The organism is Acidovorax soli (genome assembly GCF_014207955.1).
Taxonomy (GTDB): Bacteria; Pseudomonadota; Gammaproteobacteria; order Burkholderiales; family Burkholderiaceae_C; genus Acidovorax; species Acidovorax soli_A.
Genome location: NZ_JACHLK010000004.1, coordinates 480,103 through 499,211 on the forward strand (window position 1 = coordinate 480,103; position 19,109 = coordinate 499,211).

Genomic DNA, 19,109 nt, shown 5'->3' on the forward strand with positions numbered 1-19,109 from the left:
CCGATGTCCCCGCACCCCCGCTTCAATGTCTTTGGCCGCATCGTCGAGGTACAGCGCCAGGGCGCGCAGTGGCAGTCGTTCCTGATCGGTGCGGACGGCAAGCGCGCACCGGCCGGCTGGGTGGTGCCCGATTTCATCGAGGTGGACGAACTGGCCCAGTACCTGGCCGACCTGTTCCACGAAAGCGCCATGCCGCACAACGGCGAGGTGCACCGGATAAGGTGACACCCCCTGAGTCGCTCCGCGCCTTCACCCCTCTCTCGACTCGCTTCGCGATTCGGGAGGGGGACGCCCCCGGTGCGGCGGGGCGGCCCTTGCATAGGGGCACTGGCTTGGGCCGCGCCAGTTGCATCCATTGCAGGTGACGCTACCGCCTGCAGGTGCTGTGGCGTTTGTGTCCACGCTGCGTGTTGGTTTGTGTAACTCCTGCGAGCAGATGCGCAGGCGCTCCTGTCGCGGAACCCCTGGGGCCCGGTGGGTGCCGCCTGTGACCTGAGCGGATGGGCGGCGCGCGGCAGGCCGACTTCGGTCTGTACCTGGCCAAAGCCCCTTCCTATACTGGCCGCGCTGCACGGCAGGCTGCGTGCAGTTCTATAAAACCAGACGACAAGACCTCGCAGAAACGAGGGAGGGAACCATGACCACGATTACCACCACCTTGAAGGCGGGTGGCGGCGCAGCCTTGCGCGCGCCGCACCGCCACCACCATCTCCAGGCCGCGGCGCTTGCGCTGGGCCTCGCCGCAGCAGGCACCGGCGGCGCACAGGCCGCCACGCCCCCCGCGCTGTCCAGCGCCAGCAGCTGCTTTCACACCACCCAGGGGCTGATCGCGCGGGCCCAGCTCGATCTGGGCGCGGAGAGCCCCGACGGGCTGTTCGACATCTACCAGGGCGTGACCTACCAGGGCCAGTGGGCGTTCCGCAACGCGCAGGGCCAATGGGTGGTGCTGCCGCCGTCCATCGGCGTGGTCCCTGTGGCGCAGAGTGCCGTGCGCCATCCGCAGCGCACCCAGGGGACGGGCGCCAGCACGCTGGAGCTGAGCCTGAACGAGCCCGGCCTGCGCAATGCCGCTGCGCTGCCTGGGTTGACCCTGTTCGTCGGCTATGGGGCCAGCGGGCCGCAGAGCTTTGCCGACCTGCTGGCGCGCGGGCGTTTCGGTGTGGTGGCGCAGTTCAGCGGCAGTGAAGCGGTGCGGGACAACTGCGATCCGGTGCCCGCAGCAGGGGGCGGCGGTGGTGCCGGAGGCGGCGGCGGCAAGCCGCCCGCGCCGGCCGACACCCAGGCGCCGAGCCGGCCCGCGGGGCTGAGCCTGGCGCAGGCCACGGCCTCCTCGCTCACGCTGGCCTGGCAGGCCAGCAGCGACAACGTGGGCGTGGCGCAGTACGAGGTGCTGCTCAACGGCACGCTGGTGGCCAGCGTCGCCAGCCCGGGCTATTCGTTCACCGGGCTGGCCGCGTCCACGGCCTACACCCTGGCCGTGCGCGCGCGCGACCAAGCCGGCAACCTGTCCACCCTGGCCACGCTGTCGGCCTCCACGGCGGCAGGGGCGGGCCCCACGGCCCCGCGCGAGCAGGTGGGGGCCAATGTGCTGGCCTCGCCGGGCGCGCTGCAGCTGGGCAGCGGCACGGTCTACCACGTGGCCCTGTCGGGCAGCGATGCCAACCCGGGCACGGCGGCCCGGCCGTTTCGCAGCATCAACAAGTTCATCTCTGTGGCCAAGGCCGGCGACACAGGCCAGGTGCATGCGGGCACCTATGTCGAGAATACGCTGAACAACCCGCATGTGCAGCCCTCGTGGTGGTTCGATGGCGTGGGCGTGAGCATCGGCATGCGCTCCAGCGGCACGGCCGGCAACCCCATCACGCTGATGGCCGCGCCCGGCGAGGAAGGCCGGGTGGTGATCGACTCGGCCAGCCAGCGCCTGGGCATCTTCACCAATGGCCACGACCACTGGCAGCTGCACGGCCTGCGCATCGAGAACAGCCTGGAGTTCGGCATCGGCTCGCCGAGCCAGGCCCACCTCGACTTGCCGGACGAGGGCGTGCTGGCCATCGGCTGGCGCATCGAGAACTGCCTCATCAAGGGCGTGACGCCGACCACCCAGGGCAATACCGCGGGCATCGGCATGTGGGCCAGCAAGAACTGGGTGGTGCGCAACAACCGCATCGTGCAGATCGGCAACCTGGGCAACCGCATCTCCTCGGGCATCCAGGCCTATGCCACCATCCAGTCACTGGTGGAGAACAACTACGTGGAGGCGGCGGCGGGGGTCTACCTCAAGGACCACTTCCTGCAGTCCGCCTCGCCGCGCACCACCTACTTCGAGTTCGAGGTGCGGCACAACGTGTTCAACGTCCAGCAGATCGGCTTTCTCTCGTCGATCAAGGGCGCGCCCAACGTGGAGTCGGGCAGCAACTCGGTGCACCACAACATCATGTACGGCTTTGGCACCGGCGAGATGAACAACGCCGGCGTGAGCGGCTCAACCTTCCAGCCCGGTGGTGCCTACCGCTTCGCCCACAACATCGTGGATGCCACCGGCACCAGCAGCAATGCCCTGCTGCAGATCGCCGACCACAACGACGTGCAGTCGCAGGGCAATGTCTTTGTCGGTGGCAGCCTGACCTACAACTTCATTGCCGGCCCGGGCACCGCGCTGACCTATTCGGACTACAACGTCTTCAGCGGCTTCCAGATGGCCATGGACCGCACCTACGGCGCACCGGGCACCGTGTACTTCACCGACCTGGCCGCCTGGCAGGCCGCGCGCGCGGGTGCGGCCAGCACCCTCAAGGTGGTCAACCCCGACGCACACAGCCGCACCAGCGGGGCCGAGGCCCTGTTCATGGACCGCGCCGGCCGCGACTACCGGCTGCGGCCCGGATCGGCCGCGCTGGGCCTGATGGCCGATGGCTCGCATGCCGGCCCGTTCCAGCGCGGAACGGAGAAGATCGGCACGCTGGCCACGTACAGCGCGGGGCAGTAGCCGCACCCGCTCACTGCGCCGCCACCGGGCGCTCTGGCAGCAGGCGCTGCACCACCTGCTGCAGGCTGACCTGGCCCCGGCGCGGCGTGCCCTCGAAGCGCAGCCAGCCGGCGTTGAACCCGTCGAGCATCTGCATGCGGGGCCCGGGGTGGCGCATGCCCTGGGCGCGGAACCCGGCCTCCCACGTGCCGCGCGGTACGGCCTGCGCGTGCACCGGGCGGCCCAGCCGCTCGGCCAGGGCCTGGGCGATGTCCCGTGGCGAGACGGCGGCCGGGCCTTCCAGTTCCACGACACGCCGGCCGGCAGAGCGCTCGGTCAGCAGTTCGGCGGCGGTCCGCCCGACGTCTTCGGTGGAGACCATGGGAATGGGCCGCTCCAGTGGCTGCAGGTAGCAGGGCAATGTGCCGTGCCCGCGGGCGGCAGCGATGTCCCACTGCAGGTTCTCCAGAAACCAGGCCGGCCGCAGCACGGTGACGGCCAGGGGCAGGTCGGCGAGTGCTTGCTCCAGCAGGCCGAGCTGGTTGAGCAGGTTGGGCTCTGGCGCCTGCGCGCCCACGGTGGACAGCACCACCGCCCGCGCGGGCCGGGCCTCGTGCAGCGCGCTGCGCAGGGCGGCGATGGCGGCGCGCGACTCGGGAAACCCGGGGGACGGATCGAACTGCGGCGGCAGCAGGACGAAGACTCCCTCGCAGCCGCTGAACGCCCGGGCCAGCGCCGCTGCGTCCGCCATGTCGGCCAGTGCCGTCTGGCACCCTCTGGCGGCCCAGGCAGCGGCCTTGGCCGGGTCGCGCACGATGGCCCGGACGGGCTGGCCCTGCGCCAGCAGCGTGCGCGCCAGGGCGCCCCCCACCTGGCCTGTGATGGCGGTAATGGCAAACATGTTCATGCTCCTTGAAACTCCGCGGCCGATTGCCGCCGGGCGAATTCTGCGAACGATGGACCGTTTCAGCGATAGCATGGGTGGCATTTGATCCATGACTGGAAGGCATGCATGCCTGGATTTGACGAACGCCTGCTTGCAGGCCTGGGTGTCTTCACCGCCATCGCGGACGCGGGCAGCTTTGCGGCGGCAGGCGAGCAGCTGGACATGTCGCAGTCGGGCGTCAGCCGCGCCGTGGCCCGGCTGGAGCAGCGGCTCGGGGTGCGCCTGTTCGACCGCACGACGCGCGTGGTCAGCCTCACCGAGGAGGGGCGGCGCTTCCATGCGCAGGTGCTGCCGCTGCTGGCGGGGCTGGAGGACGCTGCCCACGCGGCGCAGGCCGGGCGCACCAGCGTGCGCGGGCGCCTGCGGGTGCAGCTCGACCCGTTCTTCTCGCGCATGGCGCTGGGGCCGCGGCTGGGGGAGTTCCTGGCCCTGCACCCGCAGCTCACACTCGACCTGGTCACGCGCGACCAGCTGGGCGACATGGTGGCCGATGGCTTCGACCTGGCCGTGCGCTTTGGCCACCTGCCGGCCTCGACCCTGGTCGCGCGCAAGCTGCTGGACACGCGCATCCTCACGGTGGCCGCGCCGGCCTACCTGGCGCGCCGCGGCCGGCCCGCCACGCCCCAGGCCATTGCGCAGGAGGGGCATGCCTGCATCGACTTTCGCGATTCAGCGAGCGGCAGGCCCTTCCCGTGGGAGTTCCACCGCAGGCGCCAGCGCCTGCAGGTGCCTACCGATGGCCGGCTGGTCGTCAACGACGCCGGCACCTTGCTGAGCACCTGCCTGGCGGGCTATGGCATCGCGCAGGTCATGGACTTTGGCACCCGCGCGCTGCTCGACGCGGGGCAACTGGTGGAGCTGTTTCCCGACTGGCCGGACGAGCGCTTTCCGCTGCACGCCATCACCCCCTCGCGCCACCAGGCGCCTGCCAAGGTGCAGGCCTTCCTGAGGTTCGTCGTGGGCGTGGTGCAGACCGGGGAGCCCTGAGAGCGGCTTGGGGGCGCGCAGGGCGGCGCTCAGCCCGCATCCGCCAGGTACACGTGCAGCCGGTTGCGCCCCATGGTCTTGGCCTGGTACATCGCGTTGTCGGCCTGGCGCAGCACCTCGTCCACCGTCTGGCTGTGTCCGGACACCAGGCTCACCCCGATGCTGGCCTCGCAGTGGTAGGGCTGCCCGCCCAGCTCATAGGGCGCGCGCAGTGCGGCCAGCATGCTCTCGCCCACCGTGCGCGCCTTGCTGGTGGCCTCGGCGGGGTCCTGGCCCAGGCTTTGCAGCAGCACGATGAACTCGTCGCCCCCCAGGCGGGCCACGGTGTCCTGCTCGCGCACGCAGGCGCGCAGGCGCAGGGCCACCTCGCGCAGCAGCAGGTCGCCCACAGCATGGCCGCGGCTGTCGTTCAAGGCCTTGAAATGGTCCAGGTCGACGAACAGGGTGGCGGCGATCTGGCCGCTGCGGCTGCTGGCTGCCATCACCTGCTCGAGCCGGTCGGTCAGCAGGCGCCGGTTGGGGAGTTGGGTGAGCGTGTCGTACAGGGCCAGGCGGCGCGCCTCCTCCTCGGCGGCCTTGCGCCGGGAGATGTCGATGTCGATGCAGAACATCTCCGGCTCCTGGCCCGGCACGTTCACGTAGGCGTGGCTGGAGAACACATCCACCGGCGAGCCGTCCTTGCGCTTGAGGCGCAGCTCGCCCGCAGGGATGGGCTCGCCCGAGCTGAACATGTGCGCGACATGGGTCGCCACGGCCTCGTGCATGGGCTCGGGGATGATGAGCTCCAGCAGGTTCTTGCCCAGGGCCTCCTGCTCGGTGTAGCCGTAGAGCTCCTCCGAGGCCTTGTTCCAGTAGGTCGTGGTGCCGTCGGCCCGGTAGCCCTGCACCGACACCGAGGGAATGCCCAGCAGCAGCGAGCGAAAGCGCAGCTCCGACTCGTGCAGCGCCTGCTGGGCCTGCCAGCGCTCGGTGATGTCACGCGCCAGGAAGAGCACGGCGGCCTGGCCATTTACCTGCGTGCCCAGGGATTGCACCCGCCCTTCGAAGTAGCGGATGCCCGAAGGGGTGTACACCGTGTATTCGAGCTTGTGTGGCGTGCCCGAGGCCAGCGTGTCCTGCAGCAGCTGCACCAGCCGTTGGGCTTCACCAAAGGGAAGCATGTCGTGCATGCGCTGCCCCACACGCTGCGGCGCCCCTGCGGCATGCACACCATCGTCGCGCGAGAACAGCTCCATGCAGCGGCCCTGGGCGTCCAGCACCACCAGCGCATCGGGAATCGCCTGGGTGATGGCGCGCAGGCGGGCCGCGCTGCCCGCCAGGGCGAGGTCGGTGGCCTGGCGTTGCTCCACGTCGCGCAGCAGCACGCCCAGCAGGGCGGTGGCCACCGGAAAGATCATCAGGTAGGGCACGGCCACGGTCTCGTTGATGCGTGCCGCCACCTCGGCGGGCAGCGCCTGGAACAACCCCACCACCGCCAGGTGCAGCAACAGGCCGAACACCAGCAGCGGCCAGATGCCCACGCCCAGGCGCCAGCGGTGGCGCGCGTAGCGGTAGGCCAGGCCGGCGGCCACGCAGGTGGTGATGCTCAGCACCCCGACCAGGGCGCCCGCGCCCCCCAGCCACAGGCGCCAGCCGGCCGACAGGACCCCGGCGATCAGCGCCACGGTGGTGCCGCCGAACAGGCCCGCCATGCACAGCACCACGGAACGCGCATCGATGATGACGCCTGGGGAGATGGTCAGGGGCGAGAGCATGCCCACGATGCAGATGCCGCCGAAGATCAGCCCCGAGAAGGCCTTGCCCACCCGTGGATGCCGGCGCCACAGGCGCATGTTGGCCCCGTGCAGAAAGCACAGGGCCAGCAGCAGCGCCGCACCCTTGACCAGTTCGACGAACAAGGAACCTCCCCGCAGCCCGTGAGCGAAGTTCCATCATGTGGCAATTGCTGCCGGCGGTAAATGCTATTTTGGCCGGGTTTTCCGCCATCCGGCTGTGGGCGCCGCGGCGCTCAGAGGCTGAGAATTTTTTGGCCGTGCCCGAAAGGCGCGTCACAACGCTCCGGATCTAGGCGCAAAGCACAGCCATAGCTCGGGCTATGGCGAGCATTTGCAACGAAGAGCCGGGGCATTGTGGCGTGCAAGGCGGGCATGGACGAAATATTCTCAGTCTCTTAGGCCAGCAGCGCCTGGGCAAATTCGCGCGCGTTGAAGGTTTCCAGGTCTTCGAGCTTCTCGCCCACGCCGATGAAGTACACGGGGATCGGGCGCTCCTGCGCGATGGCGGCCAGCACCCCGCCCTTGGCCGTGCCATCGAGCTTGGTGACGATGAGGCCGGTGAGCTGCAGCGCATCGTCGAAGGCGCGCACCTGGGCCAGGGCGTTCTGGCCCGTGTTGCCATCGATCACCAGCAGCACCTCGTGCGGGGCCGTGGCGTCGGCCTTGGTCACCACGCGGCGGATCTTCTTGAGCTCCTCCATCAGGTGCAGCTGCGTGGGCAGGCGGCCGGCGGTGTCCACCAGCACCACGTCCTTGCCGCGGGCCTTGCCGGCGGTCACGGCGTCAAAGCTCACAGCCGACGGGTCGCCGCCTTCCTGGCTCACGATTTCCACGGTGTTGCGGTCGGCCCAGACGCCCAACTGCTCGCGCGCCGCCGCGCGGAAGGTGTCGGCCGCCGCCAGCAGCACGGCCGCGCCTTCGCCCGAGAGGTGGCGGGTGAGCTTGCCAATGGAAGTGGTCTTGCCCGCGCCGTTGACGCCCGCCACCATGATCACGGTGGGCGTGTACTGGCCGATGACCAGGGATTTCTCCAGCGGGCGCAGCAGGTCCGCCAGGGCCTCGGCCAGCAGGCCTTTGACCTGGGCGGGGTCGGTGGCCTTGGCCTCCTTCACACGGCGCTTGAGGTCGGTCAGCAGGTGCTCTGTGGCCTTCACGCCGGTATCGGCCATGAGCAGGGCCTCTTCAAGCTCCTCGTACAGGGCGTCGTCGATCTGCGTGCCCGTGAACACCGTGGCGATGCTGGTGCCGGTCTTGCGCAGGCCGAGCTTGAGGCGGTCGAGCCAGCCCTTGCGCTCCACCGCCGCCGGGACGGCGGGAGCGGGGGGCGGCGCCATTGCGGGGGCAGGGGCCGGTGCCACCGGCACGGGCGCAGGCGCGAAGACCGGGGCGGCCACCGGGACCGGCGCGGGGATGGCGGGGGCCGGTGCTGGGGGCGGGGGCGCCCAGGGGGCGGGGGCCGCAGGAACTGGCGCAGGCGCGTGCACAGGGGCGGCGAACGGCGGCGGTGCCGGGGCGACAGGCGCCGCCACTTCGGGTGCTACCGGCGGCGCGGGCTCGGCGGTCTTGCTGCCGAAGGGGTTGCGCAGCCAGCCAAAACCGGGGACGGCGGGCGCGGGTGGCGGGGTCGCCGGGGCGCCTGCAGCAGGCGCTGCGGGCGGGGTGCCAGAGGCGGTTTCATCGGCCGGGGTGGGCGAATCGGAGGGTTTTTTCTTGAAAAAACTGAACATTGCAGGGTTCTTAGAATCACCCATTCTATGAAACGCGCTTTCACCCTACTGGGCCTGATGGCCTGCCTCAGTGCCGGGGCCACCACCGCGGTGGTGCCTTCGGCGTCCGATTCCCCGTCTGTCGCAGGCAAAACCGCCGCGGCGCCGACCCCGGCCGGGCCGCGTGCCACGGCCTCCGGGGCGCAGCAGTTCACGCTGGCCAACGGCATGCAGCTCATCGTGCAGCCCGACCACCGTGCGCCCACGGCCGTGCACATGGTCTGGGTGCGCGTGGGCTCCATGGACGAGGTGGACGGCACCTCGGGCGTGGCCCATGTGCTCGAACACATGATGTTCAAGGGCTCCAAGACCGTGCCGCCGGGCGACTTCTCGCGCCGCGTGGCGGCCCTGGGCGGGCGCGAGAACGCCTTCACCAGCCGCGACTACACGGGCTACTACCAGCAGATTCCGGCCAACCGGCTGGAAGACGTGATGCGCCTCGAGTCCGACCGCTTCGCCAACAACCAGTGGCCGGACGCCGAGTTCAAGAAGGAAATCGAGGTGGTCAAGGAGGAGCGCCGCATGCGCACCGAGGACCAGCCGCGCGCCGTGCTGGCCGAGCAGCTGTTTGCTGCCATCTTCACTGCCTCGCCCTACCGCCGCCCCATCGTGGGCTGGATGAGCGACCTCGATGCCATGACGCCGGACGACGCGCGCGCCTTCTACCGCCAGTGGTACACCCCCACGAATGCCGTGGTGGTGGTGGCCGGCGACGTGGACCCGGCCAAGGTGCGCGCCCTGGCCGAGAAATACTATGGCAAGCTGCCCACGCATGCGCTGCCCGTGCGCAAGCCGCGCGTGGAGCCGCCCCAGCAGGGCCTGCGCCGCATTGCGGTGAAGGCGCCGGCCGAACAGGGCTATGTGGCGCTGGCCTTCCGCGTGCCGGCGCTGGAGCGCCTGCAGGACCTCAAGGAGCCCGACACCGAGGCGCTGGCCCTGTTGATGCTGTCGGCCGTGTTCAGCGGTTATGACGGCGCACGCCTGGAGCGCGCGCTGAGCCAGGGCGAGAACCGCGTGGCCGACAGCGTGGGGGCCTCGGCCATGCTCACCGGGCGTGGGCCGGCGCTGTTCATGTTCACCGGCATCCCGGCGGAGGGCAAGACCTCCCAGCAAGTCGAGGAGGGCCTGCGCGCCGAGGTGGCGCGCGTGGCGCGTGATGGCGTGAGCCAGGCGGAACTGGAGCGTGTGAAGACGCAGTGGATCGCCTCCAACGTCTACGAGCGCGATTCGGTCCACAGCCAGGCGCAGGAATTGGGCAGCAACTGGGTGCAGGGTTTCCCACTCGACGCGGAAGAGCGCCTGCTCGACCTGATGCGCAGCGTCACGCCGGCCCAGGTGCAGGCCGTGGCCGCCAAGTATTTTGGCGACGACCAGCTCACCGTGGCCACGCTGCTGCCGCAGCCGCTCGACGCCCCCCGCCCCCGCCCGGCCCCCAAGGCCGGTGCCGCCCGCCATTGAACTTAGAAGTCTCCCGCTCATGATCAATTTCAAGAAACTGGCGGTCGGCACCGTGCTGGCCAGCAGCAGCGCGCTGTTCTACTGTGGCTCGGCCTGGGCCCTGCTGCCCATCCAGCACTGGACGGAGCCGAGCGGCGCCCGCGTCTGGCTGGTGGAAAGCCCGGTCATCCCCATGGTGGACGTGCAGATCGACTTCGACGCCGGCAGCCGCCGTGACCCGGCCGGGCAGGCTGGCCTGGCCAGCGCCACCGCGTCCATGGCCTCCAAGGGCGTGAAGGGGCAGGGCGCAGAGCCCGCGCTCGACGAAAACGCCCTGGGCGAGGCCTGGGCCGACCTGGGTGCGAGCTTCGAAGCCAGCGCCGACAGCGATGCCATGCACTTCTCGCTGCGCTCGCTGACCGATGCGGCGCTGCTGGACAAGGCCGCGCGCCTGGCGGCACGCCAGATCGCCGAGCCGAGCTGGCCGGCCGACATCTGGGCGCGCGACCGCGCGCGCTGGAGCGCGAGCATCAAGGAGTCGGACACGCGCCCTGCCACCGTGGCCGAAAAGACCTTTGGCGCCGCGGTCTACGGCAGCCACCCCTATGGCGTGCGCACCACGCAGGAGACGCTGGCGCGCATCAGCGTGGCCGACATGCAGGCCTTCCACGCCAGCACCATCGCCGCCTGCCGTGCCAAGGTGAGCATCGTGGGCGCGGTCACGCGCGCCCAGGCCCAGACCCTGGTGGCCACGCTGCTGGCGCGCCTGCCCGCCGCGGCGGCCTGCGCGCCCCTGCCCGCCGTGGGCGAGATCGCCGCGCTGACGGCGCCCGAGGAGAAGAACATCCCCTTCGCCTCGGCGCAGGCGCATGTGCTGATCGGCCAGCCCGGCTTTCCACGCCGTGACCCCGACTTCATCGCGCTGCTGGTGGGCAACCACATCCTGGGCGGCGGCGGCTTTGTCTCGCGCCTGACCGAGGAGGTGCGCGAAAAGCGCGGCCTGAGCTACAGCGTCTACAGCTACTTTGCGGGCGGCCTGCATGCCGGTGCCTTCACGGTGGGCCTGCAGACGCGCCCCGACCAGGCGGCCCAGGCCGTGAAGGTCTCGCGCGACGTGCTGGCCCGTTTTGTCGCCGAAGGCCCGACCGAGGCCGAGCTGCGCGCCGCCAAGGACAACCTGATCGGCGGCTTCGCGCTGCGCATCGACAGCAACAAGAAGCTGCTGGGCAATGTGGCCAACATCGCCTGGAACGACCTGCCCCTGGACTACCTGGACCGCTGGACGCAGCGCGTCGATGCGCTCACCGTGGCCGACATCCGCGCCGCCATGCAGCGCAAGCTGCAGCCCGAGCGCATGGTGACCGTGGTGGTCGGGGGCAAGCCATGAGCCGCTCGACCCTGCGCGGCGGTGCCATCAGCGCCGAGATCCGCAAGTCCCAGGCCGCGGCCGCCGCAGCGCCTGCGCCCAAGGCCGGCGCCAAGGCGGGTGCCAAGGACAAGGCCGCCGTGGCGGCCCCCAAGGGCGCGGGCGAGATCCGCATCATTGGCGGGCAGTGGAAGCGCACGCGCCTGCCTGTGGCCCAGCGCCCGGGCCTGCGCCCCACGCCCGACCGCGTGCGCGAGACCCTGTTCAATTGGCTGGGCCAGGACCTGGCGGGCTGGCGTTGCCTGGACGCTTTTGCCGGCACCGGCGCCCTGGGCCTGGAAGCCGCCTCGCGCGGCGCCGCGGCCGTGCAGCTGGTGGAGAGCGACGCCGCGCTGGTGGCCCAGCTCAACACCTTGCAGCAGCGCCTGGACGCCAAGGCCGTGCGCGTGCAGCGCGGCGATGGCGTTGCGGCGCTGCGCCAGGCCGCACCGGCCAGCCTGGACCTGGTGCTGATCGACCCGCCGTTCGACGGCCAACTGTTCGAGCCGGCCCTGCAGGCCGCGGCCCAGGCCGTGGCGGCCAGCGGCTATGTCTACCTGGAGGCACCCGTCGCCTGGACCGACGAGGGCCTGGCCGCCTGCGGGCTCACGGTCTACCGCCACCTCAAGGCGGGGGCCGTGCATGCCCACCTGCTGCGGCCTGCGGCCGGCGGCACGACGGGCTGAGCGGGTTCGTTCGTTCGCGCCCCGGCGCGCCGGCGGCGGGGTCGGGTACCGCGGGGCGGAAAAACTCCATGTTGCAGTGCACTGCATAATGCGGCCAAGAGCGGCCCGGCAGGCCCACAAGAGGCCGGGGCCCCGTGCCCATTTCGCCGTACAGGAGACAACCCGCCATGGCCCAGAACGTGCTCGCCGTCTATCCCGGAACCTTCGACCCCATCACCCTGGGCCACGAAGACGTGGTGCGCAGAGCCACCCAGCTGTTCGAACGCGTGATCGTTGCCGTGGCTGCGGGCCACCACAAGAAGACCCTGTTCAGCCTGGACGAGCGCATCGACATGGTGCGCGAGGCGGTCAAGGCCTACCCCCAGGTGCAGGTGGAGAGTTTTTCGGGCCTGCTGCGCGACTTCGTGGTCTCGCGCGGCGGCAAGGCCATGGTGCGCGGCCTGCGCGCCGTGACCGACTTCGACTACGAATTCCAGCTCGCCGGCATGAACCGCAGCCTCATGCCCCAGGTGGAAACCGTGTTCCTGACCCCCAGCGACAAGTACCAGTTCATCAGCAGCACCTTCGTGCGCGAGATCGCGGTGCTCGGCGGCGAGGTGACCAAGTTCGTCTCGCCCTCGGTGGAGGAGCGGCTGGCGATCAAGGTGCGCAGCCTGGCGCCCCAGCCCTGATCTGGCCGGTTTGCGGCCGGCGCTTGCGTCACCGGCGAACCTTTGAACGGTGCGCTGCGCAAGCCAGGACCGCCGCGCAAGGGCCGCCCCGCCGCGCTGGCGGTGTCCCCCTTCCCGAATGGCGTAGCCATTCGAGAGAAGGGGCTGAGGGCCGCGGCTCCAAGCCTGCCTGCGCAGGCTTGGACGAGCCCAAAGAGCGGCCGCTTCTGGCGGACGCACTGAGGCGCGAAGCGACTCAGGGGGATGCTCACCCCGTCCAGCGCTGCAGCCACTGGATGAGCAGCGCGTTGACCACCTCGGGCCGTTCCATGGTGAGCATGTGGCCGCAATCGGCCACGACCTCGAACTGCGCGCCCGGCACCAGGCCCGCGATCTCCTCGGAGCAGGCCAGCGGCGTGAGTTGGTCCGCCTCGCCGCAGACCACCAGCACGGGGCATTGCACGGCGGGCAGGTGCAGCCGTGCGTCGGGGCGTGTGATCACGGCGCGGTTTTGCCGCACCAGCTGTTCGGCACCGGCGCGCAGCACGAAATCGAGGTAGTCCTGCACCAGGTCGACCCGCGCAGCGCCGCTGGGGTGGAAGGCGAAGGCCACATTGGGCTCGATCACCTCGCGCACGCGGCCTTGCTCGAAGAGTTCGATCGCGGCTTCGCGCAGGGCCTGCATCTCGGAGGTTTCCGGCCGGGCGCTGGTGCCCAGCAGCGCCAGCCCGAGCACACGCCCCGGCGCCTGGCGGGCCGCCTCCATCGCCACCATGCCGCCCATGGATGCACCGCACAGCAGCAGCGGCCCGCTGTAGCGTTCCAGCAGCAGGGCGGCCATCTTCTGCACGGTGGTGGCCTCGGGGCGGGTGTGCACGTCGGTCACCTCCGGCCGCAGGGCCGCGGGCAGGGCCTCGCGCTGGAAGCGCCACATCGTCGCATCGCCTGCCAGCCCGGGGATCAGCAGCAGTTGGGGGGCAGGGGTGGGCGGTGGGTTCGTGGTCATGGAATCGGTCATCGGGGGAAGGCTTGCCAAGGAGAAGAGGCTGCTTATACCGCGCTGGCCAGCGGCTGCGCCGGGTCGGCGGGTGTGGGCTGCACGCCCTGCACCAGGTCGTGCACGAAGCGCAGCTTGACCATGGCCCCGGAGGACAGCGCAAACGGGTAGGCGTCGTCCTGCCCCAGGCTGCGGTTCAGGCTGTTGAGCATGAGCGTCAGCGGCACCCATTGGCGCACCATGTCCTGGAAGTCGGGGTGGCTGGTGGCAAACGGGTCGGTCACGTGGTGGCGCAGCGCCATGTGGGGGTCGGGCACGGTCACGGCGGTCTGGTAGCTGGCGGCGGTTTCCAGCAGGTCGACCATGTGCAGGTAGTGGGCCCAGGTCTCGGCCCAGTCTTCCCAGGGGTGGGCGGCCGCATAGGCGCTGACGTGGTTCAGGAACCAGTCATTGCCACTGCCTCCCCGGGCGTAGTGCGCGTCGAGCGCGGCGGCATAGTCCTGGCGCTCATCGCCGAACAGGCTGCGAAAAGCCTCCAGCCGGTCGCCTTCGCGCACCAGCTGGTCCCAGTAGAAGTGGCCGGACTCGTGGCGCAGGTGGCCGATGAGGGTGCGGTAGGGCTCCCCGAGCGCGATGCGCCGGCGCGCGCGCTCGTCATCGTCGGCCTCGGCCACATTGAGGGTGATGGTGCCCCCCTGGTGGCCGGTGAGGATGGCGGGGCCGCCGGGCAGGTCGGCCAGGAACTCGAAGACCGGCCCCGCCCGGCCCGGAACCGGCTCCAGACCCAGGCGCGCCAGCGTATAGAACAGCTGGCGTTTGGCCGCTTCGATCTGCTTCCAGCGGCGCAGGTTGGCCGGGTCGGACAGGTCGGGCAGGATGCGCGTCTGGCGGCAGGAGACGCACAGCTCGGAATAGTCGCTCGATGGCACGGCGAAATTGCAGGCCTCGTGCTCGGTGTGGTTGCAACACAGGCGGTAGAGCCGGCCCCCGTACTGGGTCGCATCCCGCGGGCCCAGGCGGCGCCACAGGTCGGGGCCGTCCTGCGGGGCGGGCGTGAGGGCGGCCATGGTGAGCTCGTCGGGCAAAAAGGCCAGCGCGCTGCCGCAGTGCAGGCACTGCACGCTGTCGAAAAACACCAGGTGACCGCAGTGGTCGCAATTGAAAACCCGCATGTGGTGAGCTTAAACCGGGATGCTGCGCGAAAGTGTATGCAAGGGCCGGGCGCCCATGCAAATCGGGCTTTTACGCATGCCGCAATGGCAAAAAGCAGGCCCTGCAAAAGCAGGAACCTGCAGTTTGAACGGACCGCTGGCAACTGGCGCGGCCAAATACCAGTGCCCCCGTGCAAGGGCCGCCCCGCCGCACCGGGGGCGTCCCCCTCCCGACTCGCGCAGCGAGGAGAGAGAGGGGTGAAGGCGCGCAGCGCCTCAGGGGGTGCCCTCTATCACGGACGGACCACGATGCTGTTGCGCACTTCGCGCACATGCTTGGTGTTGCGCGCGATGTTCTCGGCCTGGTTCTTTTCGGCGGCCGACTTGGCGAAGCCCGACAGCTGCACCGTGCCGTTGAGCGTTTCCACGCTGATCGAGGTGGCCGACACGGTCTTGTCCTCGGCCATCTTGGCCTTGACGGCGGTGGTGATGCCGGCATCGTCCACATAGGCGCCGACGGTCTGCTGGTCGCGCGCCACCGAGCAGCCGGTGGCGGTGACGATGGTCATGCCGGCAACAGCGGCAAAGGCGAGGGCACGTGCGTATTTCATGGTTTTTCCTTCTTCAGTGGTTTTGGGAACGCGGGTGCTGTGGGAATGTCAGCCAGGCGGTCTTTTGCACCCTCCATGACCGGATGGCTGTGGGTTGGGTTGGCTTGCGGCCTACTGTTCGAGCAGGTCCTTGAGTTCGTCGGCATGCTCTTCCTCGTCGGCCAGGATGCCTTCGAGCATGCGGCGCGTCGTGGGGTCCTTGTCGCCGATCAGGCTGATCATCTGGCGGTAGGCCTCCACGGCAATGCGCTCGGCCACCAGGTTGGCACGCACCATGGCCTTGAGGTCCGATGAGGTGTCGTAGTCCGCATGGCTGCGCGCGCTCAGGCTGTCGGGGGCGAAGTCCGGTTCGCCGCCGAGCTGCACGATGCGCCGTGCGATCTGGTCGGCGTGGCCGGCTTCTTCATTGGCATGCACCATGAACTCGCTGGCGATGGCGGGCGAAGACAGGCCGTGCGCCGTGAAGTGGTGGCGCTTGTAGCGCAGCACGCAGACCAGTTCGGTGGCCAGGGCGTCGTTAAGCAGGGCGATGATGTCGTCGCGGTGCTCGGCAAAGGCCGGGGTGACCGCGCCCTCGTCCAGGTGGCTGGTGGCGGCGGCCTGCAGGGCATGGCCGTCCAGCACCAGGGTGCGCTGGTGGTCATCGTGCTCGGGGGCTCTCTTGTCGTTCATGGCTTTGCCTGGTGGGGAGGTGGTTTTTTGCTGCTTGCCAGAATCAATAGCTGCCACGGCGGCGCGATGCCATCAGGACCAGGCTCGCAGTCAGCGCGCCGACACCGGCTGCGATGAGGATGGACTTGCCCGGCTGCTCGGCCACGTACTTGCTGGTGGCGTCGGCGACTTCCTGCACTTGGCGGCGGGCACGGGCGCTGGCGTCGGCCGCGTAGTCGATGCTGCGCGAGGCCAGTGCCTGGGCGCGGGCGGCCAGGTCGTCGATGGCGGGGTCGGCCTCGCGGCGCAGTGCGCGCACCGTGCTTTCGGCCTTGTCCAGCGAACCGTTGGCGACGCTGCGCGTGCTTTGCACCGCATCCTGGGCGCTTTGCAGCACGTCGTCGGCAAGGGATCGGGCTCCTTGGGCAACCTTGTTGGTGGCGGATTGGATGGTCATTGGGTCACTCCTGGGTGTAGACGGTGGGAGGGTCGGCCGGCTCTGGCGCCAAGGGGCTCAGCCCCTTCGCAGCAGGCCCATGACGAAGGTGACGACGGCCATGATCACGAACACGAAGAACAGGATCTTGGCGATGCCCACAGCACCTGCGGCAATGCCGCCGAAGCCGAAAATGGCTGCGATCAGTGCGATGACCAGGAAGACGACGGCGTAGTGCAACATGTGCTTTCTCCATTGGGGCCGGAAGGTCCGGCGGGTCGTGTCGCGCTGCTCTCGTCAGCGCTTGACTCCAATGTAGGTGGGGGGTGCCGCGGGGAATGCCGGTGGCCGGCGCGCCCCTGTGTCGGTGGCCGGACGCCGGCCGTGTAGGACGGGGGCTTGCTGGATGGTGACAGGCAGGCTGCTGCCTGCCCGGTCCCTGGCAGGGCTGTGTGGAGGCTCGCGCGAATGGCGAGGGGAAAGGGCCTGCCGCCCGGGGGGGGCAGGCCGGGCCCTCAGTGCTGCAGCAGCGGCAGGATGGCCGAGACCAGCGCGCCGTTGCCCGGCCGCGAGGTGATGGTCAGGCGCCCGCCGGCGGCTTCCACGCGGTGGCGCATGCCGGCCAGGCCATGGGACGAGGGGCTGACGCTGGCCGGATCGAAGCCCTGGCCATCGTCGCGCACCTGCACCGCCACATGCTTGGGGTGGCTGTGCACGGAGACCAGCACCTTTTGCGCCTTGGCGTACTTGCCGATGTTGGTGAGCGACTCCTGCACCAGGCGGTAGACGGTGAGCTGGGTGGGCTCGGGCAGTTGCACCGGCTCCAGGCTGGTTTCGACCTCGATGCCGGCACGCTCGCCGTACTCGCGCGCGAGGATCTCGATGGCGGCCGTGAGCCCCAGATTGGACAGGGACGAGGGGCGCAGGTCCTCGATGATGCGGCGCTTGAGCGCGATGCCGCTGTTGAGGGTTTCGGTCAGATGGCGCAGGCGCTCGGCGATCTCGGGCACCTGGGTGTCGATCTTGGATTTGAGGCGCGCTACGTCGAGCTTGGCGGCCGTGAGCAGGGCGCCCAGTTCGTCGTGCAGCTCGCGCGCCAGGTGGCCGCGTTCGTCCTCGCGCACCTGCTGCAGGTGGCTGGCGAGCTCGGACAGGGTGGCCGTGCGCTCGCGCACCAGGCCTTCGAGCCGGTCGCGCTCGCGTTCCAGCAGCAGCTGCTCGCGCAGGCTGAACTCCTGCAGGGCGGTGGCCTGGCGCAGGTACATGAAGAAGGCCAGCAAGCCGATGGCAGTGACCGTGGCGATGCCGATGCGCGAGAGCATGAGCGAGCGCAGCACCTGGGCCTGCCCCTGCTTGACGACGATGGAGCTGCGGTCGATGAGGGCCTGGGCGTGCTTGCGGATGGCCTGCATGTTCTCCATGCCCACGTCGGTGTGCAGGATGAACTTCCAGGCGTCTTCGTTGCCCTGGCGGCGCAGCTTGAGGCTGAGCTCCATCTCGGCGAGCTTGCGCGAGATCTGGCGCGACAGCAGCGACAGCTCCTGCATGTCGTCGGGCGAGTCGAGGAACTGGTTGCGCAGGTTGTCCAGGTCCTGCTGCACGCTGGCCAGCGCCTTGTCATAGGGCTCCAGGTAGCGGTCGTCTCCGGTCAGCAGGTAGCCACGCTGGCCGGTCTCGGCGTCCAGCATGCTCTGCAGCAGGCGATTGAGGGCCCCGTGCGTCACCTGGCCGTGCGCCATGTGGGTGACGGCGTCCTGCGAGCGCATGTGACCGACCTCGTTGATGCCCACCAGCACCAGGGCCGCGAGCAGCGCCATGGGCAGGCTCAGGGCCATCTTGCGGACTTTGGGCAGCAAGTCCCTGGCGATCTCATGCAAATTCATAGGCGTTATTCTGGATAATGGCCACAGACCGGCCCACGGCACTGCCCTGGAGACGGGGATCGCAGTGCAGGTGCATTCAACAAAAATTGGGAGCGGGCGCTTGTCCCCTCCCCGAAAGAACGCTCAATGATCAAGATCGGCATTGTGGATGACCATGCAATTGTTCGCTCCGGACTGCGCCAGTTCCTGTCCGAGCATGTGGACCTGCGCGTGGAGGGCGAGGCCGCCAACGGCCGTGAAGCCATCGACCTGGTGCGCACCCATGAAATCGATGTGCTGCTGATGGACCTGTCCATGCCGGGCCAGAGCGGCCTGGACGCGCTGGCCATGCTGCGTGCCAAGGCGCCGGACATGGGGATTCTGATCCTCAGCGGCTACCCCGAAGAGCATTACGCCATCAACCTGATACGCCAGGGGGCCAGCGGCTACCTCAACAAGGAGTGCGATCCCGCAGAGATCGTGGAGGCCATCCGCATCATCGCCCTGGGCAAGCGCTACCTCACGCCCGCCGTGGCCGACCTGCTGGCCCAGCAGCTCAACCGCAAGGACGACGCGCCGCCGCACGAGCAGCTGTCCGAGCGCGAGTTCCAGGTGTTCCTCAAGCTGGCCAAGGGTGAGACGGCGGGCGATATCGCCAAGTCGCTGTCGCTGAGCGTGAAGACAGTGAGCACCTACCGCACGCGCCTGATGGAAAAGATGAGCCTGTCGTCCAACAGCGACCTCACCTACTACGCGCTGAAAAACCGCCTCATCGATTGATACG

Annotated in this window: 18 protein-coding genes; 8 read left to right on the forward strand and 10 right to left on the reverse strand. The window is 69.5% G+C overall.

The features are described from left to right. Window positions 1-3 precede the first annotated feature (3 nt). Complete coding sequence (locus HNP48_RS13920; RefSeq protein ID WP_184857797.1) at window positions 4-225, forward strand: hypothetical protein; 222 nt, start codon at window positions 4-6, stop codon at window positions 223-225. 412 nt (window positions 226-637) lie between these two features. Next, window positions 638-2,986 carry a right-handed parallel beta-helix repeat-containing protein gene (locus tag HNP48_RS13925; RefSeq protein ID WP_184857799.1) on the forward strand — a complete coding sequence of 783 codons (2,349 nt, stop codon included), beginning with the start codon at window positions 638-640 and terminating at the stop codon, window positions 2,984-2,986. A 10-nt stretch (window positions 2,987-2,996) separates the two neighbouring features. On the opposite strand, the gene HNP48_RS13930 is transcribed toward HNP48_RS13925, so the two are convergent. Then, window positions 2,997-3,866, reverse strand: coding sequence for an NAD(P)H-binding protein (locus HNP48_RS13930; RefSeq protein ID WP_184857801.1), 870 nt, complete (start codon window positions 3,864-3,866; stop codon window positions 2,997-2,999). 111 nt (window positions 3,867-3,977) lie between these two features. Between HNP48_RS13930 and HNP48_RS13935 the strand changes: the two genes are divergently transcribed. Continuing rightward, the gene (locus HNP48_RS13935) at window positions 3,978-4,898 is read left to right on the forward strand and encodes a LysR family transcriptional regulator (RefSeq protein ID WP_184857803.1); all 921 of its coding nucleotides are present in this window, start codon (window positions 3,978-3,980) and stop codon (window positions 4,896-4,898) included. 29 nt (window positions 4,899-4,927) lie between these two features. On the opposite strand, the gene HNP48_RS13940 is transcribed toward HNP48_RS13935, so the two are convergent. Together HNP48_RS13940 and ftsY are read right to left on the reverse strand one after the other, a co-directional pair. Next, complete coding sequence (locus HNP48_RS13940) at window positions 4,928-6,796, reverse strand: diguanylate cyclase domain-containing protein (protein WP_184857814.1); 1,869 nt, start codon at window positions 6,794-6,796, stop codon at window positions 4,928-4,930. 272 nt (window positions 6,797-7,068) lie between these two features. After that, window positions 7,069-8,400 carry a signal recognition particle-docking protein FtsY gene (gene ftsY, locus HNP48_RS13945; RefSeq protein ID WP_184857816.1) on the reverse strand — a complete coding sequence of 444 codons (1,332 nt, stop codon included), beginning with the start codon at window positions 8,398-8,400 and terminating at the stop codon, window positions 7,069-7,071. Window positions 8,401-8,427: 27 nt separating this feature from the next. Between ftsY and HNP48_RS13950 the strand changes: the two genes are divergently transcribed. From HNP48_RS13950 to coaD, 4 genes are all read left to right on the forward strand, one after another. Beyond that, on the forward strand, window positions 8,428-9,897 hold the full coding sequence (locus tag HNP48_RS13950) for a pitrilysin family protein (protein ID WP_184857819.1): 1,470 nt from the start codon (window positions 8,428-8,430) through the stop codon (window positions 9,895-9,897). Between the two features lie 19 nt (window positions 9,898-9,916). Next, window positions 9,917-11,263 (forward strand): pitrilysin family protein, encoded by a 1,347-nt coding sequence (locus HNP48_RS13955; RefSeq protein WP_184857820.1) that lies wholly within the window; start codon window positions 9,917-9,919, stop codon window positions 11,261-11,263. Next, complete coding sequence (gene rsmD / locus HNP48_RS13960) at window positions 11,260-11,967, forward strand: 16S rRNA (guanine(966)-N(2))-methyltransferase RsmD (RefSeq protein ID WP_184857822.1); 708 nt, start codon at window positions 11,260-11,262, stop codon at window positions 11,965-11,967. Before HNP48_RS13955 ends, rsmD begins: the two co-directional genes overlap by 4 nt. A gap of 167 nt (window positions 11,968-12,134) precedes the next feature. Beyond that, entirely contained in the window at window positions 12,135-12,638 is a 504-nt protein-coding gene (coaD, locus tag HNP48_RS13965) for a pantetheine-phosphate adenylyltransferase (protein ID WP_184857824.1), read from the forward strand. A 247-nt stretch (window positions 12,639-12,885) separates the two neighbouring features. Here coaD and HNP48_RS13970 read toward each other — a convergent pair whose 3' ends face one another. The 7 genes from HNP48_RS13970 to HNP48_RS14000 all read right to left on the reverse strand — a co-directional run bounded on the left by HNP48_RS13970 (window position 12,886) and on the right by HNP48_RS14000 (window position 18,346). Further along, window positions 12,886-13,623, reverse strand: coding sequence for an alpha/beta fold hydrolase (locus tag HNP48_RS13970; protein ID WP_260420224.1), 738 nt, complete (start codon window positions 13,621-13,623; stop codon window positions 12,886-12,888). Between the two features lie 44 nt (window positions 13,624-13,667). Continuing rightward, on the reverse strand, window positions 13,668-14,786 hold the full coding sequence (locus HNP48_RS13975) for a putative zinc-binding metallopeptidase (protein ID WP_184857829.1): 1,119 nt from the start codon (window positions 14,784-14,786) through the stop codon (window positions 13,668-13,670). A 272-nt stretch (window positions 14,787-15,058) separates the two neighbouring features. Beyond that, window positions 15,059-15,376 carry a BON domain-containing protein gene (locus tag HNP48_RS13980; protein WP_184857831.1) on the reverse strand — a complete coding sequence of 106 codons (318 nt, stop codon included), beginning with the start codon at window positions 15,374-15,376 and terminating at the stop codon, window positions 15,059-15,061. A gap of 111 nt (window positions 15,377-15,487) precedes the next feature. After that, on the reverse strand, window positions 15,488-16,048 hold the full coding sequence (locus HNP48_RS13985; RefSeq protein ID WP_184857833.1) for a bacterioferritin: 561 nt from the start codon (window positions 16,046-16,048) through the stop codon (window positions 15,488-15,490). A 43-nt stretch (window positions 16,049-16,091) separates the two neighbouring features. After that, window positions 16,092-16,484 carry a DUF883 family protein gene (locus tag HNP48_RS13990; protein WP_184857835.1) on the reverse strand — a complete coding sequence of 131 codons (393 nt, stop codon included), beginning with the start codon at window positions 16,482-16,484 and terminating at the stop codon, window positions 16,092-16,094. Window positions 16,485-16,541: 57 nt separating this feature from the next. Further along, entirely contained in the window at window positions 16,542-16,706 is a 165-nt protein-coding gene (locus HNP48_RS13995) for a DUF1328 domain-containing protein (protein WP_007860309.1), read from the reverse strand. Window positions 16,707-16,978: 272 nt separating this feature from the next. Continuing rightward, window positions 16,979-18,346 carry a CHASE3 domain-containing protein gene (locus tag HNP48_RS14000; protein ID WP_184857838.1) on the reverse strand — a complete coding sequence of 456 codons (1,368 nt, stop codon included), beginning with the start codon at window positions 18,344-18,346 and terminating at the stop codon, window positions 16,979-16,981. A gap of 126 nt (window positions 18,347-18,472) precedes the next feature. Here HNP48_RS14000 and HNP48_RS14005 point away from each other — a divergent pair, with 126 nt between their 5' ends. Next, complete coding sequence (locus HNP48_RS14005; protein WP_184857840.1) at window positions 18,473-19,105, forward strand: response regulator transcription factor; 633 nt, start codon at window positions 18,473-18,475, stop codon at window positions 19,103-19,105. Window positions 19,106-19,109 lie beyond the last annotated feature (4 nt).

What these genes read in the sequence shown, in the direction of transcription:
- HNP48_RS13920 (WP_184857797.1), top strand. Translation starts at nt 4, where the DNA reads ATGTCCCCGCACCCCCGCTTCAATGTCTTTGGCCGCATCGTCGAGGTA.
- HNP48_RS13925 (WP_184857799.1), top strand. Translation starts at nt 638, where the DNA reads ATGACCACGATTACCACCACCTTGAAGGCGGGTGGCGGCGCAGCCTTG.
- HNP48_RS13930 (WP_184857801.1), bottom strand. Translation starts at nt 3,866, where the DNA reads ATGTTTGCCATTACCGCCATCACAGGCCAGGTGGGGGGCGCCCTGGCG.
- HNP48_RS13935 (WP_184857803.1), top strand. Translation starts at nt 3,978, where the DNA reads ATGCCTGGATTTGACGAACGCCTGCTTGCAGGCCTGGGTGTCTTCACC.
- ftsY (WP_184857816.1), bottom strand. Translation starts at nt 8,400, where the DNA reads ATGTTCAGTTTTTTCAAGAAAAAACCCTCCGATTCGCCCACCCCGGCC.
- HNP48_RS13950 (WP_184857819.1), top strand. Translation starts at nt 8,428, where the DNA reads ATGAAACGCGCTTTCACCCTACTGGGCCTGATGGCCTGCCTCAGTGCC.
- HNP48_RS13955 (WP_184857820.1), top strand. Translation starts at nt 9,917, where the DNA reads ATGATCAATTTCAAGAAACTGGCGGTCGGCACCGTGCTGGCCAGCAGC.
- rsmD (WP_184857822.1), top strand. Translation starts at nt 11,260, where the DNA reads ATGAGCCGCTCGACCCTGCGCGGCGGTGCCATCAGCGCCGAGATCCGC.
- coaD (WP_184857824.1), top strand. Translation starts at nt 12,135, where the DNA reads ATGGCCCAGAACGTGCTCGCCGTCTATCCCGGAACCTTCGACCCCATC.
- HNP48_RS13970 (WP_260420224.1), bottom strand. Translation starts at nt 13,623, where the DNA reads ATGACCACGAACCCACCGCCCACCCCTGCCCCCCAACTGCTGCTGATC.
- HNP48_RS13975 (WP_184857829.1), bottom strand. Translation starts at nt 14,786, where the DNA reads ATGCGGGTTTTCAATTGCGACCACTGCGGTCACCTGGTGTTTTTCGAC.
- HNP48_RS13980 (WP_184857831.1), bottom strand. Translation starts at nt 15,376, where the DNA reads ATGAAATACGCACGTGCCCTCGCCTTTGCCGCTGTTGCCGGCATGACC.
- HNP48_RS13985 (WP_184857833.1), bottom strand. Translation starts at nt 16,048, where the DNA reads ATGAACGACAAGAGAGCCCCCGAGCACGATGACCACCAGCGCACCCTG.
- HNP48_RS13990 (WP_184857835.1), bottom strand. Translation starts at nt 16,484, where the DNA reads ATGACCATCCAATCCGCCACCAACAAGGTTGCCCAAGGAGCCCGATCC.
- HNP48_RS13995 (WP_007860309.1), bottom strand. Translation starts at nt 16,706, where the DNA reads ATGTTGCACTACGCCGTCGTCTTCCTGGTCATCGCACTGATCGCAGCC.
- HNP48_RS14000 (WP_184857838.1), bottom strand. Translation starts at nt 18,346, where the DNA reads ATGAATTTGCATGAGATCGCCAGGGACTTGCTGCCCAAAGTCCGCAAG.
- HNP48_RS14005 (WP_184857840.1), top strand. Translation starts at nt 18,473, where the DNA reads ATGATCAAGATCGGCATTGTGGATGACCATGCAATTGTTCGCTCCGGA.